Source organism: Actinomycetospora succinea, from assembly GCF_004363095.1.
In the GTDB taxonomy this organism is placed as follows: Bacteria; Actinomycetota; Actinomycetes; order Mycobacteriales; family Pseudonocardiaceae; genus Actinomycetospora; species Actinomycetospora succinea.
Genome location: NZ_SNYO01000002.1, coordinates 688,861 through 704,664 on the forward strand (window position 1 = coordinate 688,861; position 15,804 = coordinate 704,664).

14 protein-coding genes are annotated in these 15,804 nt (G+C 74.6%); 3 read left to right on the forward strand and 11 right to left on the reverse strand.

The window, feature by feature from the left end; all coding sequences use genetic code 11:
• Window positions 1–98: 98 nt before the first annotated feature.
• Window positions 99–1,106: an alpha/beta fold hydrolase gene (locus EV188_RS09660; RefSeq protein ID WP_133826003.1), complete on the reverse strand. Its 1,008-nt coding sequence runs from the start codon at window positions 1,104–1,106 to the stop codon at window positions 99–101.
• A 148-nt stretch (window positions 1,107–1,254) separates the two neighbouring features.
• On the reverse strand, window positions 1,255–2,946 hold the full coding sequence (locus EV188_RS09665; protein WP_208114086.1) for a CocE/NonD family hydrolase: 1,692 nt from the start codon (window positions 2,944–2,946) through the stop codon (window positions 1,255–1,257).
• Window positions 2,947–3,088: 142 nt separating this feature from the next.
• Between EV188_RS09665 and EV188_RS09670 the strand changes: the two genes are divergently transcribed.
• Window positions 3,089–4,792: a metallophosphoesterase gene (locus tag EV188_RS09670; protein ID WP_208114087.1), complete on the forward strand. Its 1,704-nt coding sequence runs from the start codon at window positions 3,089–3,091 to the stop codon at window positions 4,790–4,792.
• Window positions 4,793–4,874: 82 nt separating this feature from the next.
• A complete protein-coding gene (locus tag EV188_RS09675) occupies window positions 4,875–5,840 on the forward strand; it encodes a patatin-like phospholipase family protein (protein ID WP_133826004.1) in 966 nt (321 codons plus the stop codon).
• A 57-nt stretch (window positions 5,841–5,897) separates the two neighbouring features.
• Here EV188_RS09675 and EV188_RS31490 read toward each other — a convergent pair whose 3' ends face one another.
• From EV188_RS31490 to EV188_RS09715, 8 genes are all read right to left on the reverse strand, one after another.
• The gene (locus EV188_RS31490; protein WP_208114088.1) at window positions 5,898–6,320 is read right to left on the reverse strand and encodes a glycerol dehydratase reactivase beta/small subunit family protein; all 423 of its coding nucleotides are present in this window, start codon (window positions 6,318–6,320) and stop codon (window positions 5,898–5,900) included.
• On the reverse strand, window positions 6,317–8,167 hold the full coding sequence (locus EV188_RS09685) for a diol dehydratase reactivase subunit alpha (RefSeq protein WP_133826006.1): 1,851 nt from the start codon (window positions 8,165–8,167) through the stop codon (window positions 6,317–6,319). The genes EV188_RS31490 and EV188_RS09685 overlap by 4 nt, the downstream gene beginning before the upstream one ends.
• A gap of 89 nt (window positions 8,168–8,256) precedes the next feature.
• Window positions 8,257–8,835: a propanediol/glycerol family dehydratase medium subunit gene (locus EV188_RS09690; RefSeq protein ID WP_133826007.1), complete on the reverse strand. Its 579-nt coding sequence runs from the start codon at window positions 8,833–8,835 to the stop codon at window positions 8,257–8,259.
• On the reverse strand, window positions 8,832–10,544 hold the full coding sequence (locus tag EV188_RS09695; RefSeq protein ID WP_133826008.1) for a propanediol/glycerol family dehydratase large subunit: 1,713 nt from the start codon (window positions 10,542–10,544) through the stop codon (window positions 8,832–8,834). The genes EV188_RS09690 and EV188_RS09695 overlap by 4 nt, the downstream gene beginning before the upstream one ends.
• Before the next feature lies 1 nt (window position 10,545).
• Entirely contained in the window at window positions 10,546–10,977 is a 432-nt protein-coding gene (locus EV188_RS09700; protein ID WP_133826009.1) for a diol dehydratase small subunit, read from the reverse strand.
• A complete protein-coding gene (locus EV188_RS09705; protein ID WP_133826010.1) occupies window positions 10,974–11,879 on the reverse strand; it encodes an MIP/aquaporin family protein in 906 nt (301 codons plus the stop codon). The genes EV188_RS09700 and EV188_RS09705 overlap by 4 nt, the downstream gene beginning before the upstream one ends.
• Window positions 11,880–11,923: 44 nt before the next feature.
• The gene (locus EV188_RS09710; protein ID WP_133826011.1) at window positions 11,924–12,328 is read right to left on the reverse strand and encodes a GlcG/HbpS family heme-binding protein; all 405 of its coding nucleotides are present in this window, start codon (window positions 12,326–12,328) and stop codon (window positions 11,924–11,926) included.
• Between the two features lie 263 nt (window positions 12,329–12,591).
• The gene (locus EV188_RS09715) at window positions 12,592–13,245 is read right to left on the reverse strand and encodes a GntR family transcriptional regulator (protein ID WP_243741577.1); all 654 of its coding nucleotides are present in this window, start codon (window positions 13,243–13,245) and stop codon (window positions 12,592–12,594) included.
• 95 nt (window positions 13,246–13,340) lie between these two features.
• On the opposite strand from EV188_RS09715, the gene EV188_RS09720 reads away from it, so the two are divergent.
• A complete protein-coding gene (locus EV188_RS09720; RefSeq protein ID WP_133826012.1) occupies window positions 13,341–14,810 on the forward strand; it encodes a helix-turn-helix transcriptional regulator in 1,470 nt (489 codons plus the stop codon).
• On the opposite strand, the gene EV188_RS09725 is transcribed toward EV188_RS09720, so the two are convergent.
• Window positions 14,807–15,799, reverse strand: a complete 993-nt coding sequence (locus EV188_RS09725) for an aldo/keto reductase (RefSeq protein ID WP_133826013.1) — start codon at window positions 15,797–15,799, stop codon at window positions 14,807–14,809. The genes EV188_RS09720 and EV188_RS09725 overlap by 4 nt on opposite strands.
• Window positions 15,800–15,804 lie beyond the last annotated feature (5 nt).

The window sequence follows — 15,804 nt, forward strand, 5'->3', positions numbered from 1 at the left end:
CTGAACCGGACTTTCTTACGTACTGCACCTGTGCCCCGTGGGACGGGTCCCCACACCTCGTCGGACCAGTTCGGACGAGTTCGCCCGTGACCAGGGGCTCAGCGGTGGCGCAGCCCGTCGACCAGATCGAGCAGCGCCGCGTCCACGACCTCGTGGTGGGTCTGGTTGACGGCGTGCCCCGCGTCCTCGACCAGCACCAACCGCGCCCGCGGGCCGAGCGCGTCGGCGATGCGCTGCCCGTGCGCGGCCGGCGTCAGGCGGTCGCCGGTGGCCGCGACGACCGTCGTCGGCACCCGCGCCAGCGCCGTCAGGGACGCCGACTCGTCGTGCGCGAGCAGCGACGACGTGAACGCCGAGCTCACCGGCAGCGGCAGGCTCTCGGTCACCGCCTGCAGCCGCCGCACCTCCTCGTCGGTGGCGTCGGGCGTGAACGCCAGGCGGCGCACCAGCCAGCGCCCGACGGCCGAGTCGCGCCACGGCAGGGCGTCGGCGATCGGCGCGGCCCGGCGGGCGCCCTCGAGGACCGCGGGCAGCAGGCCGGCCCGCCGCGCGGCCGCGTGCAGGACGCCCAGCGGCCCGTCGGAGACCATCTGGCCCGCCGAGGTGGCGACGAGGAACACGCCCGCCACCCGAGTGCCGAACCACTCCGGGTGCTGACGCGCGAGCGCGAGCACCGTCATCCCGCCCATGGAGTGCCCGCCCAGCACGACGCGCCCGCACGGCGACACGGCGTCGACGACGGCGGCGAGGTCCTGGCCGAGCTGGTCGATCGTGGCGTTCGCGGGGTCGCCCCAGCCCGACTTGCCGTGGCCGCGCTGGTCCCAGGTCACGACCCGCGCGCGGTGCGCGAGCGCCGCGATCTGCGGCGACCACTCGTCGGAGTCGACCGTGAACCCGTGGCTGAGCACCACGATCGGGCCCTGATGGCCCCGGATCTCGACGTGCAGCGGCACGCCGTCGGACGTGCGCACGCCGTGCACGGGACGCGGGCGCGCGCCACCGCCGCTCGCCGCGGACGGAGACGCAGGGGTGGGAGACGCCGGCGCGGCGAGCCGTCCCGGGGGAGCGGACGCCGCGCCGACCCGCTCGGTGGGCAGGACGGCCATGTCCCCAGGATCGACGCGGACGTCGACGTCTTCACCCACGACGACGGTGATGTCGACCAAGTGCGCGTGGAGCCCGACGGACGGTGTGACCTGCGCCGCAGCCGGCGGACGGCGCCGCCGCTCACCGACCCGCCCACTCGTCGACAGCTCAGTGCCGCGGCTCCACCGCCAGCGTCACGGCCGTGGGGTGCGCGGCGTCGTGGAGCACCTCCCGGGGCTGGCGCACGAGTGTCGTCGCCTCCCCGAGCGGCTCCCCGGTGCCCGGGTGGCGGGCGAAGCGGGGGTGTGCACCCCCGCTGACCTGCAGCCGGATCCGGTGCCCGGCGGCGAACCGGTGCCCGGTGGGCCAGAGCTCGACGGTCGCCGCGCGGGAGCCGTCCGTGGCTCGCGCGGGCGCGTCCGGGGCGAGGCGGACGAGGCCGTCGGTGACGTTCACCGAGCGGCCCCGCGGATCGACGTCACACACCCGGACGAACACGTCGAGGTGCTCGGTCGCCGCGCGCAGGTGCACGGTCGCCGACACGGGCCCGAGGGCGACGAGGTCCTCGGCGAGCACGTCCGAGGTGAACACGGCCACGTCGGGCCGGGCCTCGAGGTCGGTCTGGTCGCGGGGCCCCGACTTCCCGGTGAGGATCGGGCCGCCGACCGCGGGCGTGGGATCGGCGGGGTCGTAGTCGACCTGGGTGCCGGGCCAGTGGACGGCGCCGCCGGTGCGGTCGGGCGGCGGCTGCACCGATAGCGAGTGGTCGGCGCGCAGATACCAGGTGCGCTCCGCGGCGCCGGGCGGCGGCCAGTCGGTGAGGTGGCGGGTGCCGCCGTCGCCCGAGAGCGTGACCGCGACCGGCGCCTCCTCGGTGGTCGCCGCGGCGACGCCGCCGCTGCCGTGGGTGCCGTCGAACGCGCGCTCGAACGCGGCGAGGGCCTCGCGCAGCCCGGCGGCCAGGCCCGGCCCGGACGTGTGCACCCACGGGCCGACGACCAGGCGCGGCCGGGCGCCGGCGGCGCGCAGCGCGGCGTGGTCGGCGAGCTGCCAGGGCAGGAAGATGTCCTGCCAGCCGCCGAGCATCGTCACCGCGACGTCGGCGCGGGCGACGTCGGCGACGCCGCGGGTGTAGTCGCGGGCCGCCCAGTACGCGGAGTCGGGCGCCGACTCGCGCAGCCAGTGCTGGTACCAGTCGACCTCGCCGCCGGTGGCGCGCTGGTCGCCGCTGCCCAGCGGCAGCGCGTCGAGGGCCTCGACGATGTTCTTGCGCCCGCGCAGCAGCCGCGTCGACCGGGCCCACGGCCCGGCGGCCATCGTGCGCATCATCGAGGTCCACGACAGGGCGTTGTCCAGCGAGAACGCGCCGCCGGCGTAGGTCTGGTCGCGGAACGACGACGCCGTCACCAGCGTGCCCATCGCCCGCAGCGAGCGCCCCGCGGCGGGCGCGAGCGCCCACTGCGTCAGCCCGAGGTAGCTGGGCCCGAGCGTCCCGAGGCGCCCGTCGCACCAGGGCTGGTCGAGCACCCAGGTGACGGTGGCGGCGCCGTCGTCGGCCTCGTCGAACGGCGAGAGCTCCCCTCCCGAGTCGGCCGTGCCGCGCACCGACTGCACCACGACCTGCAGCCCGCGCTCCGCGACCAGGCGCCCGAACACGGCGCCCACCCAGCCGGCGCGGCCGTACGGGCTGCGCACGATGACGACCGGGCCGCGGTGCACGCCGGCGGGCCGGTAGAGGTCGTGGCGCAGCACGGCGCCGTCGGGCATCGGGACCGCGACGTCGCGGTCGACCGCCACCCGGGGCGTGCGCGGCGCGGGCAGGCGCAGCGCCCGCCGCAGGATCCCGGTCGCGAGGCTCACGCCCGCAGTCTCGCCGATCACGCCGCGGGCCCGACGAGGGGCGCCGATTCGCCCGATTCCCCACCGAGCGTCAGCGCCTGTTCACCGCGCGTCCACCGCGGGGTCTGGCCCTGCGCGCCGTGACCGGCGAACGTGCCCTCCCGTGACCTACACCCCGCGCGGCGGCGCCCCCGACGTCGGCGTCCCCGCGGACCTGGCCGCCCGCATGTCCGTCGGCGAGCAGCACGAGTGGCTGACGTCCTACCTGCGCCGCCACCCGGTGAGCCGGCGCACCGCCCTGCGCGGCGGCGCAGGGGTCGTCGCGGCGATGGGGCTGGCGTCGGCGCCGTGGACGCTGACGGCCTGCGCGCAGGCCACGCAGGCGCCGGTGGCGGTGGTCGGCCGGCACCTCGCCTACGGCGCCGACCCGCAGCGCCAGATGGCGTTCGCGGGCGAGCTGACCGCGGCGCCGCCACCGGGGCCGCTCGTCGTCGACCTGGGCCGCGACAGCTCGTTCGGGACGACGCTGCCGGTGGAGGTCCGCCGCCTGGTCTCGCAGGTGCCCCAGGCCGACGGCGCCATCCGGGGCAGCGAGCAGTTCTTCGTGCACGCGCGGGCCGACGGCCTCGCGCCCGGCGAGCGCTACCGCTACCGCTTCCGGCTCCCGGACGGCACGACGACCGCCGAGGCCGACTTCACGACCGCCCCGGGGCCGGGGTCGACGGCCCCGTGGAGCTTCACCGCGTTCGCGGACCAGGGCGTCGACACGGTGCCGCCGGGCGGGCGCGACGAGTTCGCCAACACCTACGAGGCCGACGACACCCGCCGGACGATGACGCCGTCGACATCGCTGGTCGACAGAGTCGCCGCCCAGCGCCCCGCGTTCCACCTGCTCGCGGGCGACATCTGCTACGCCGACCCGTCGGGCCACGGGCTCCCGGAGCGCAGCGACGGCGGCAGCGGGTTCGACAGCTTCGACCCGACGGTGTGGACCACGTACTTCGGGCTGATCGAGCGCAGCGCCGCCTCCACGCCGTGGATGTTCGCGACCGGCAACCACGACATGGAGGCGCTCTACGACGACAACCACGCCCCCGGCGGCGCCTCCCACGGCTACGGCGGGCACGCGGCGCGCCTGGACCTGCCGCGGAACGGGCCGTCGGCGTGCCCGTCGGTGTACACGTTCCGCCACGGCAACGTCGGCGTGATCAGCCTCGACGCGAACGACCTGTCGACCGAGATCCCGACGAACGCGGGCTACTCGGGCGGGAGCCAGACGACGTGGCTGCGGGAGACGCTGACCGCGCTGCGCGCCGACCCGGGCGTCGACTTCGTCGTCACGTTCTTCCACCACTGCGCGTTCGCGACGTCGGAGTCGCACGCCTCGGACGCCGGGGTGCGCGCGGCCGTGGCGCCGGTGTTCGACGAGTTCGCCGTCGACCTCGTGCTGCAGGGCCACAACCACCAGTACGAGCGCACGAACCCGATCCGGCGCGGGCGCTCCGGCGCGCAGGCCCCCGACGGCGCGACCGTGCGCCCGGAGACCGACGGCACGACCTACGTGTGCGTCGGCTCGGGCGGGCGTCCCCGCTACCGCTGGCAACCGGGCGAGAGCGACCGCTACCGCGGCAACACCGGCCCGGACAGCGGGGTCTCCGTCGCGAGCTACGTCGCGCTCGGCGAGGACGCGAAGCAGCCGGAGCAGATCGACTGGTCGCAGGCCCGCTACCTCGACTACGCGTACGTGACGGTGGACGTGGCGCCGCCTCCTTTCCCCGGAGCCACGACCTCCTTGACCGTCCGCGCGACCACCGACACCGGCCAGGAGATCGACCGCGTCGTGCTGGAGCGCCGGTCCCGTACGTGAGTGCTTTCCGGCCCTATGGCGTGGGAAAGCGCTCACATAGCCCGTCCGGCGCAGCGCCGTGTGAAGGCGGCATGATGCTCCGGTGCGTGTCCACCCCGTCATCGACGTCCTCGCGGCCCGTCGCGCCGAGGGCACGCGACCGCACACCCGCACCGACCCCTACCGCGTCGCCCTCGCGGTCGAGGGCGGCGGCAGCCGTGCGACGTACTCCAGCGGCATGGTGCTCGCGCTCGAGGAGCTCGGGTTCGCGGAGTGCTTCGACGCCGTCTACGGCTCCTCGGCCGGCGCGCTCGCCGGCAGCTGGCTGATCGGCGCACAGGCCGCGCACTGCTGCGCCGGCTGGTACCGCCCGGGGCTCATGGAGCGCGTCACCCGGCCCGGGCGCGGGCTGCGGGGCCAGCCGGTGGTCGACGTCGAGTACCTCATCAACACGGTCGGCGAGGAGGTCGTGCCGTTCGACTGGCAGGCCGTCCTCGACGCCGACGTCCCCCTGCACCCCATCGCCACCGACGTCGAGACCGGCGAGGCCGTCGACCTCCACGACACCCTCGTGGACAAGGCCAGCCTCCAGCTCGCCCTGCGCGCCAGCGCCGCCGTGCCGGTGCTCGCCGGGCTGCCCATCGAGATCGACGGCCGCCGCTACGTCGACGCCGCGGTCGCCGAGCCCATCCCGTTCCGCACCGCGCTGTCCCAGGGCGCCACGCACGTCCTCGTGCTGCGCACCCGCCGCGCCGACCAGACCGCGATCGACGTGACCCGCCTCGAGCGCGCCCTGGTCTCGCGGCTGGGCGCGGTGAACGTGCCGGGCCTCGTGCACGTCATCGGCACGCGGCTGGAGAACCGCCGCGCCGACGACTCCCGCCTCGCCCACGCCACCGCGTCGCCGGGCGAGGAGCCCCACCTGTTCGAGGTCCGCCCGCCGACCGGCGCGGACACGATCAACCCGCTCGAGACCGAACCGGACGTGCTGCGCCGGGGCATCGAGACCGGGCAGCGCGCGCTGCGCGAGGCCCTCGACGACCAGGCCGCGGAGCGCACGAGCGCCTGAGCCGGGCGTTACTGACTGGTATCGCTCGCTCAGCGAGCGATACCAGCCAGTAGCTGCTCACCCCGCGGCCGGCAGCGTCCGCAGCGGCAGCCCCGCGACGATCCGGGCGGCGTCGGCGCCGAGCACGCGCAGGGCGGCGGCCGATGCCCCGGCGGCGAGACCCAGCACCGCGTCCGAGACCAGCGCGTGCCGCACGACGACGGCACCGTCGACACCCACGCCCACCCCGACCTCGAGCCGCGACTCCGACGCCGCGTGCCGCCCGGCGGCGTCGGCGCCCGGGGCCACGGAGCCGAGCAGCGCGGTCGGGATGCCCTGCTCCTCGGCGCCGGCGCACACCTCGCGCACGACCCCGTCCGGCGCGTCGTCGTGCACCGCGACGAGCACGGCGGGCGGCAGCGCAGGATCGTCGGCGCGGTCGATGCGCCCGTGGCAGCCGGGGCCGCCGGACGCCGCGACCCCGGACAACGGGCTGCTCACGACGCGACCTCCTCGACGGGCGTCGGCCCGGCCGCCGTCCCCGCGTAGGCGTCGACGAGCCCGGCGGCGACGGCGTTGCGCGGGCCCTCGGTGCCGTGCACGTTCCCGATGCCGCACACCACGCCGAAGGGCGCGAGGGCGTCGGCGACCATGCCGGGGATCTCGAAGTCCAGCGCGGACCCGCCCAGCAGCACCACCGAGCCGAGCAGGCGCAGCGACCCCTGCGGCGCCACCTGCACGAGCGCCCGCAGCGCGTTGACGACGAACACCCGCCGCTTGGCCTCGCGCCGGACCCGGCGGACCTCCTCCAGCGGGCCGCGCACCGGCACGGGCGCGAGCCCGTCGGGGGTCACGGTGACCACCTTGGCGAACACGTGCGGGGACAGCGGCTCGGTGAAGAACTGCACCGTGCCGTCCTCGTGGCGCACGTGGAAGAAGCTCTCGACCTTGGCCAGCGGGTGGCGCTTGACCGACTCCGCGGCCTCGCGGTCCTCCAGGCCCAGCTCGGAGTCGATCAGCTTGGTGACGAGCTCGCCCGCGCCGGCGACGTGGACGGCGGACACCGCGCCGTCGCGGTCGAGCAGCGCCGCGTCGGTGGAGCCGCCGCCCATGTCGATGATCGCGATCGGCACCGACGACCCCGGCGTCGTGAGCGCGCCACGCACGGCGACCTCGCCCTCGACCCCGCCGATGATCGTCTCGCAGCCGATCTCGGTGGACAGCGCGTCGGCGACCGCCTGCATGCGGCTGCGGCTCGTGCGCACCATCGCCGCGAGCGCGACCGCGTTCTCCTTCGAGACCTCGCCCGCGAGCCCGCCGCGCACCGTGGCCGGGACCAGGGTGTCGACGGCGAGGACGTCGCGGATGCGGATCTCCGAGGCCGGCTGCCCGGTCACGTCGGTCATCGTGTCCCGGACGTTCGCGAGCATGCCGCCGACGTGCGTGCCGGCCTCGCCGTGCACGTCGGTGAGCGGGGCGACGCGCCCGATCGCCTCCATGATCGCGTCCGCGCCGCCGTCGACCCCGACGTCGAGCGTGCGCCCGGAGCCCGTCAGCGTGAGTGTCCCGACGGGGATGCGCCGGTCGGTGACGTCGCCGGCGGGGGTCCGCACGACGACGGCGGACCGGTTGCCCGAGAGCGCCCGGGCCACCGGGGAGACCTGGCGGGTCTGCTCGGCGTCCAGGTCGAACGTCGAGGCCAGCCCGTAGGAGTCCGAGAGCGTGCGGATCGTGCGCCCGGGAGGCGCGACCTCCACCGCCGCGAGCATCCCGAGCGGCACCCGGTCGACGGCCGACACCTCGTCGACCACCGGGATGCGCCGCGAGAGCCGGTTGACGACGAGCACCGCGTCGTCGCCGTGCATCACCGCGGCGACGACGTCGACGCCGCGCTCGAGCGCCCGGTTCAGCGCGCCCGCGACGTCGTCGAAGTCCGCGCCCGCGCCGACCACGACGACCGCGGGCGCGCCCGCCTCGACCTCCCCGAGCGCCTCGAGGGTCACCGTCGTCCCGACGCCGAGGCCCTCGCCGCCCGGGGTGTCGGGGTTGTGCCCGATCATCGTGGACTCGGTGATGATCGTCTCGGTGATCGTCTCCATGGCGAGCCCGCTGATCACGGGCGTGGCCTCGTTGAGGAGCACGGTGGCGAGGGCGTCAGAGGGCCGCCCGGCGGCCTCGAGGGCACGCCGGACGGCCGTGACGGCCCCGGCGGTGTTCGCCGGGGTGCCCTTCACCCCCGTCGTCGCGGTGAGCGAGGAGGCGAGCCGATCGATCCCGGACCCCTCGACCTCCGCGATGCACGCCTCGGTCGTGGAGTTGCCGATGTCGACGCCGATGACCAGCGACACGCCTGTCCCTTCCCACCTCGTCACACGGAGCGAGGGTCACCCCCGCTGCGTCCCACGCAGCGAGCGTGACCCTCGCTCCCCCGGACCTGCTAGTCGACCTTGGTGATGACCGGCTCGACCTCGACCGCGTTGCGGTCCTTGTCGATGCAGTCGAACTCCTTGAGGTGCAGCAGCGCCGCCTTGGCCTGCCAGCGCGGGCGCGCCATCTGGTCGTTGCGCGTCGGCACCGGCCGGGGCGACTGGCCCTGGGCGTACTGCGCCGCGTTCGCCCCGATCATGCGGAACACCTCGGCGTCGAGCAACGGCGCCTGCGGGAAGAGCTCGAGGTTCGACAGCCGCGCGAGGTCGCGCTGGTGGAGCACCGTGGTGCCCCGCGACAGCACGCCGACCGCGATGCCCGAGCCCGAGAGCTTGGCCCCGAAGTGCGCGATCGCCGCGAGGTCCGCGGTCTTGTAGACCTTGATGACCCGCGCCGAGCCGCCGCGCTCCTCGATGCCCGCCAGCAGCTGGCGGATCACCTCGGCGTGCGGCACGTCGACGATCGTCTTGGTGAACGGGTCGCCGAACGCCGGCGAGAGCGCGATGACGACCTCGTCGGGACGGGTGCCGCGCTCGGCGGGCCCGATCTCGGTGAGCGAGAGCGTGCGGACCGACTCGGTCGTGGTCATACGACCTCCTCCTCGGGGTTCTCGGCGGAGGTGACGTGGCGGAGCTTCTTGAGCTCTTCCCACCGCTCGCCGGTCAGGCGGTATCCGGTGCCGGGGCCCGCGTAGTCGTTGGCGTCGTTGATCGCCGCCCGCGGGACGAACCCGGCGTCGAGCACGGCGGCGGTCTGCAGCAGGTCGCCGGAGACGCGCTGGCGCAGGACCTTCAGGTAGTTCTCGGCGACGTCGCCGAACCCGGCGCGCTCGAGCACCCGCACCAGGTCGATGCCGGTGATCCCGCGGTCCATGACGCTGCGCGCGCCCTCGAGGTCGGCGAGGACGTCGCGGTCCGGGTAGTCGTCGCTGGAGTTCGCGTAGGTCGCGGCCTCCACCTCCTCGTCGGTGATCGCCGGGAGGTCGAGCTCCGCGAACAGCGCCTGCATCGCACGGGCGGCCTTGTTGCGGACCTGGAGGATGACGTCCTCGCGCACGTGGCGCAGGCCGCCGTCGACCTGCATGTCGCGCTGGATGACGTTCCAGTCGTCGTAGTCGTCGGTCTCGAGGTTCGAGCCGGCGAACATGTTGTCCTTGTTCGGCACCGCCGAGTACCCGGAGCACACGAAGTCGGTGCCGGGCAGCATCTGCGGCAGCAACCGGCTGGTGCGGCGCATCGGCGAGTGCGAGAACGACTGGTCGTTGCCCGAGGCGCACTCGAGGTCCATCCAGCTGGCGACGAGGTTCTCCGCCGCCACCGCGCGGATGCCGCCGGGCACCGCGCCGGGCACGCCGATGCACGAGATCGACCCGTTCTGCAGGCCCTGCACCCCGGCGCCCTTGGCCATGAGGATGCAGCGGATCTCCAGGTACAGCATGGAGCGCCCTTCGGCGTTGCCCATCTGCACCTCGGAGCCGGTGCCCGAGGTGAAGCGCATCTTGATGCCGCGCGAGGCGTAGGCCGAGGCCAGGAACGCCTTCGACCACGGGGTGTCGTCGCCGTCGACGAACACCGACTCGGTGCCGTAGATCGAGATCGTCTCGGCGTAGGCGGTGATGCCGCGCATGCCGAGGTCGAGCTCGGTGGCCTCCTCGAGCGCGCACTGGGTGAGGGTGCCGCCGCGCCCCACCTGGCCGCCGACCTGCAGGCCGATCGCCACCAGCGGGGCGTACCGCACGACGCCGAGGGTGGTCTCCAGCTCGGCGAACCCGCGCACCGCGCCCTCGGCCGCGTCGGCCGCGACCTGGATCGGGTTGTCCTTCGCGCTCGTCGAGTGGGCCTGGTTGGCCGGCGTGCGTCGCGAGCGGGTCTTCTGGATGCCCATCATGATCTCGACGACGTTCATCAGCTTGACGACGTCGAGGATCTTGGCGGGCGTGAGGCCGCGGCCGAGCGCGACCACGTCGGCGCGGGAGGTCCGCGGGTCGACGATCATCCGCGCGATCTCCACCGACTCGGTCGCCATGGCGGCCTCGCAGGTGTCGACGTCGATCGCGTGGTCGGCGATGAACGTGTCCATGAAGTCGAACTGGTCGCGCGTCCGGCCGTCGAGCTCGACGATCCGGCCGTCCTCGACGCGCACGCTGGGCTGCGGGTCGAAGTCGGACTCCATCGCGACGAGGCCCTTCTCGGGCCACTCCTCGACGAAGCCGTCCAGGTTGACCGGACGGGCCTCGAGGATCTCGGTGCGCTTGGACGTCCGCACGGTGCTGTCCGAGCGGGGTTCTACCGCGGTCATCTCAGGCCTCCTCGGCGAGCAGGTTGCGGGCCGCGTAGACCTGCGCGGCCTCGCGGACGAGGGCGGCGCACGTGGTGGCCGAGTAGGTGTTCTCCAGCCGGGACGCGAGCTCCTCGAGCTGGGCCGCGCTCGAGGCGTTCGGGCGCAGCGAGTTGTACATGTCGAGCACCTCGGCGTCGGGGATGGCGGTCATCTCCGAGGCGCGGGTGAAGTTGTCGGCGAGCTGGCGCCGGCCGGCCGCGGCGGCCAGCTGGCCCTGCAGCTTGAGCGTGTCCGGGCTGATGCGCAGGTCCTCGGCCGTGATGTCCCCGGCGACGACGGCGTCCATCGTGAGGTCGTCGAGGGTCTTGCCGGTGGGCGTGTGCAGCAGGTCCGGGCGGTTGACCGACAGCGGGTAGTCCGCGGCGGTGAGGTCGGTGTTCGCGGTGGTCATCGGTTGGCCTCCTTCGAGGTGGCGGACGCGTCGGGGACGACGACGTCGGCGGCCGTGATCGGGTGGCGGGGGTCGGCGTTGACGCCGGCCTCGGCGGACTCGGGCGTCGGGGCGGGCGCCGGCGAGTCGACCTCGGCGGGCACCTCGAGACGCTCGATGATCAGCACGTACAGGCCGCCACCGATGAGCGCGCCGACGATCGGCGCGACGATGGGCAGCCACCAGTAGGGCGTGCCGTCGGCCGTGCCCCAGGCGCCGTCGTAGCCGGTGAGCCACTGGGCCAGGCGCGGGCCGAAGTCACGGGCGGGGTTGATCGCGTAGCCGGCGTTGGTGCCCCAGGCGAAGCCGATGCCGAGCAGCAGGAAGCCGACCATCAGCGGGAGCAGCTGGCCGGCCGCGCCCTGCAGGGTCGCGATCAGCGCGAACAGCACGAACACGAGCAGCGCGGTGCCGACGACCTGGTCGAAGAACGCGGTGCCGATGCCGTGGTTCGGCAGCGTCGAGAAGATCGTCTGCGACGCGGTGGTGAGGCCGGGGTCGACCTCGGCGATGCCCGACGAGTACACGCCGCGGGTCACCAGCGCGGCGAGGAACGCCCCGAGGGTCTGCGCGACGATGTAGGGCAGGACGCTGCGCCAGGGCAGGTTGCGGTAGACCGCCATGGCGATCGTGACCGCCGGGTTCAGGTGGCCCGCGCCGAGGCGGCCGGCCACGTAGATGCCCATGATCAGGCCGGCGACCCAGCCCCAGGTCAGGGTGGCCCAGTCGCCGGCGTCGCCGCCGGACACGACCATCTGCGCCACCGAGGCGGTGCCGAAGATGATCAGGATGAAGGTGCCGGCGAACTCGCCGACGAGCTCACGGGTGAGGGGTGAGACGGACTGTCCTGCGGGACGGGACACGGGTGTCTGCTCCTGGCGGGGATCGATCGGCGAGGGGGTGGAGCTCAGGCCTTGATCGCGGCGGCCGCCGCCTCGGCGACCTGCACGTCCTGCTCGGCGGAACCGGCGCTGACGCCGACGGCGCCGACCAGGTCGCCGTCGCGGTACACGGGGACGCCCCCGCCGAACACGACCAGCCCGCCGGCGGTCTGCTCGAGGCCGTAGAGCTCGGCGCCCGGCTGGACCAGGGACATGAGGGCCGCGGTCGGGGCCTCCATGAGGATCGACGTCGACGCCTTGCGCTGGGCGATGTCGATGCTCGCGCGGATGGCGCCGTCCTGGCGGGCGAACGCGACCAGGTGACCGCCGGCGTCGAGGATCGCGACGTTCATGGGCTGGCCGATCTTGTCGGCCTCCGCGAGCCCGGCGTCGAGCATCCGACGGGCGTCGGCGAGGGTCAGTCCGGGCATGCGGGACCTCCGGTCAGGGCCAGGGGGTGGTCGCCCCGCGCCCGACCGGGCTCCGTGGTGCACGGTCGGGCGGGGCGGCCGAGCTGCTGCCCGGCGCGCAGGACGCTAGGTACTCGGCTCCGTCCCGGACCACGGGGACTGTCCCCACCCCCGGGCATGGGGGATCTCCCCTACACCGCTCGGACCTGCCTCAACGGCCCACGCCGCCGCCGGCGACTGCCCGTCCCGCGACGGAGGAGCGGGAGGGGTCGTCGCGTCGGCGGCTAACGACCGACGACCGACACGCGCGTGGCGTCGAGGTGCACCCGCAGCCGGGCGCGCGCCTGCTCGGCGTCGCCGATCCCGAGCGCGTCGACGATCGCCTCGTGCTGGGCGAGGATCGCCTGCGGCCGCGTCGGCCCCTTCTCCAGCGAGCCGAGGTTCATGCGCAGCTGGCGGTCGCGCAGTGACGCGTAGAGCTCGAGCAGGATCGGGTTGTGCACGCTCTCGACGAGCGTGATGTGGAAGCGGCGGTCGGCCTCGGCGAACGCCTGCTCGTCGCCGGCGGCGAGCGCGGCCCGCTGGATGTCGAGCACGGCGTGCAGCGCGCCGGCCACGACGGCGCGGTCCGCCTCGGGCGCGGCACAGAGCTTGGTGAGCGCGTGGCCCTCGACGAGCTCCCGCGCCTCGAGGACGGCCTCCACCTCACTGGGGGAGACCGCGACGACGAGTGCGCCGCGCTTGGGGAACAACCGGAGCAGCCCCTCGGCCTCCAGCCGCAGGAACGCCTCTCGGACGGGCGTACGACTCATCGCCAGCGTGTCCGCGACCTGCCCCTCGGTGATGAGATCACCACCGGGCAGCGATCCGTCGAGGATCCGGGCCTTCGTGTCGCGGTACGCGCGTTCCTTCGCGGAGAGCCCGCTGATCCCCGTCACCGCACCGCCCTTGCCGTCGAGTTCGCGTGACCCTACTCTCACCACATCGATGCATCTTGTATGCATCATGTGTCCGACGTCGAGGAGGACTGCCGGTGACCGCAGCAGCAGCGTGGGACACGCTCCCGGTGATGCCGGGGGCTGGCACGCCGCCGCGGTCCGCCACGTCCCACCCCGCGTCCCGCCCCGTCGACACCGATCCCCTGCTCAGCCGCCTCGCCGACCACCTCGGCACGCTCACCGGCGGCACCGGCTGGGTGGTGCGCATCGACCAGGCCGCCCGGTCGTGGTCCGTCGTCGCCGGCGACGGGACGGCGCCCGACGACGTCGTCGCCCGGCTCCTCGCGTCCGGCGACCCGGTGCTCGACGGCGCGGTCCTCGCCGTGCCGGTGCGGCGCGGTCCCCGCATCGTCGGCGCCTGCCTCGCCACCGCGGGACGCGACGGCGGCTTCTCCGACGCCGACGTGCACCTCGCCGAGCTCTTCGCCGACTACGCCGCCCTCGCGCTCGCCGACAGCGGTGTCCTCGCCGGCCGCACGCTCGAGCAGGCCGTGCGCCAGGAGCTCGACTGGGTCGAGGCCTATGCGCCCACCCGCGCGGACCTGGTCACCGTCGGCGCCGGGAGCATCCCCGACGAGATCGCCGACGAGGTCTTCCGCATGACCCAGGAGGCGCTGCTCAACGCCGCGGTGCACGCAGGCGCGGAGTGCGTGCGGGTCGGGGTGCTGCACGGCCCCGGGACGCTGACCGTGCTCGTCGAGGACGACGGGTGCGGGTTCGACACCGCCGAGAATGCCCAGCGTCAGGACGCCACCGCGGGCGCCCGCCTCGGACTGCGCGCCATGGCCGCCCGCGCGCGGCGCTTCGACGGCGAGCTCGAGATCGACAGCGCGCCCGGCCGCGGCACCCGCCTGCGCCTGACGCTGCCCTGCTCGTCGGCACCCCCGCCCGTCCCCGGCCGCACGCGGACCGGCGTGCTCGTCGCCGCGGTCCGCCCGGTGGTGCGCGCGGGCGTCGTGCGCCTGCTGCAGCTCGGGGCGCCGGGGCTCGGGATGGTGTCGGAGGTCGACGGCGCCGACGACCTCGTCGGCACCTGCCGCCTGTTGGGTCCCGACGTGCTCGTCGTCGAGCACGACCTGCTCGGCGACGACCTCCTCGCCATGCTCGAGCGCCTCGCCGCGCTGCCCGACCCGCCCGCCGTCGTGCTCCTCGCGGGCGACTGCCCCGACGAGCGGCTCCGGGTCGCCGTCGGCGCGGGCGTCAAGGGCTGCGTCGACCCGGACGCGGACGACACCCGGCTCGTCGCCGTCGTCAGCGCCGCCGGACGCGGCGAGACCCTGCTCGCCGACGACCAGCTCGAACGCCTCGCCGCACCGTCCCGCACCACCGGGGCGTCGGCGATCACCCCGCGCGAGCGCGAGGTGCGCACGCTCGTCGCGCGGGGCTTCACCGACCGCCAGATCGCCCGCGCCCTCGCCATCTCGGCGAAGACCGTCGAGAAGCACGTGGGCTCGCTGCTGCGCAAGACCGGCACGCGCAACCGGACGATGCTGGCGCAGCTCTAGCGACCGGCGCCGATCTGTGCGCGGGCGATGCCGGCGAGCGCCGAGAACCCCGACACCGGCGTGAACGACTCCGCGGCCGCGGTGAGCGCGGTGTACTCGTCGTCGGCGAGGGTGATCTCGGCGGCGGCGCAGTTGCTCTCGAGCTGGGCGACGCTGGACGCGCCGGGGATCGCGACGACGACCGGCTGGTGGATGGTCCACGCCAGCGCGATCTGCGAGGGCGTCGCGTCGTGGGCGTCGGCGACCGCGCGCAGCGTCTCGATCAGCGGGGTGATCCGGCGCAGGCTCTCGGGCAGGAACACCGGGCGCAACGAGCGCACGAAGTTCTCCGGACGGTGGTCGGCGTCGTACTTGCCCGACAGCAGGCCCTGGGCGAGCGGGCTGTAGGCCAGGATCCCGCGCCCGGCGGTGCGGGCGTAGGGCAGCAGGTCGCGGTCGGGCTCGCGGGCGACGAGGCTGTACTCGACCTGGTTGGAGATCACCTGCGTGCCGAGCGCGGTCTCGGCGCCCTGCCAGCGGTCGAGGCCGTAGTTGCTGACGCCGACCTCGTCGACGACGCCCGCGGCCTGCAGCGTCCGCATGCCGGCCATGGTCGTGGTGTCGCCGATCACCGGGTTGGGCTGGTGCACCTGGTACAGGTCGATCTTGCGGCGCAGCCGGGCCGCGCTGGACGTGCCGCGCTGCACGACGACCTGGTCGACGGGCAGCACCGGGAAGATCTTGGTGGCGACGACGGTGGTCTGCGGGTCGGCGTCCGCGCGGTCGAGGGCCTCGCCGAGGATGCGCTCGCTGCGCCCGAAGCCGTAGGCCTCGGCGGTGTCGAACACCGTGACGCCGAGCTCGAGCGCGCGGGCGACGATCCGCGACGCCTCGCTGTCCGGGCCCTGCGCGTAGTCGGCGCCGTAGCCCCACTCGCGGGACCCGAACTGCCAGGTGCCCAGGCCGATCGCGGACCACTTCTTGGCCGTCGGGAGGTCGAGGTAGCGCATGTCCT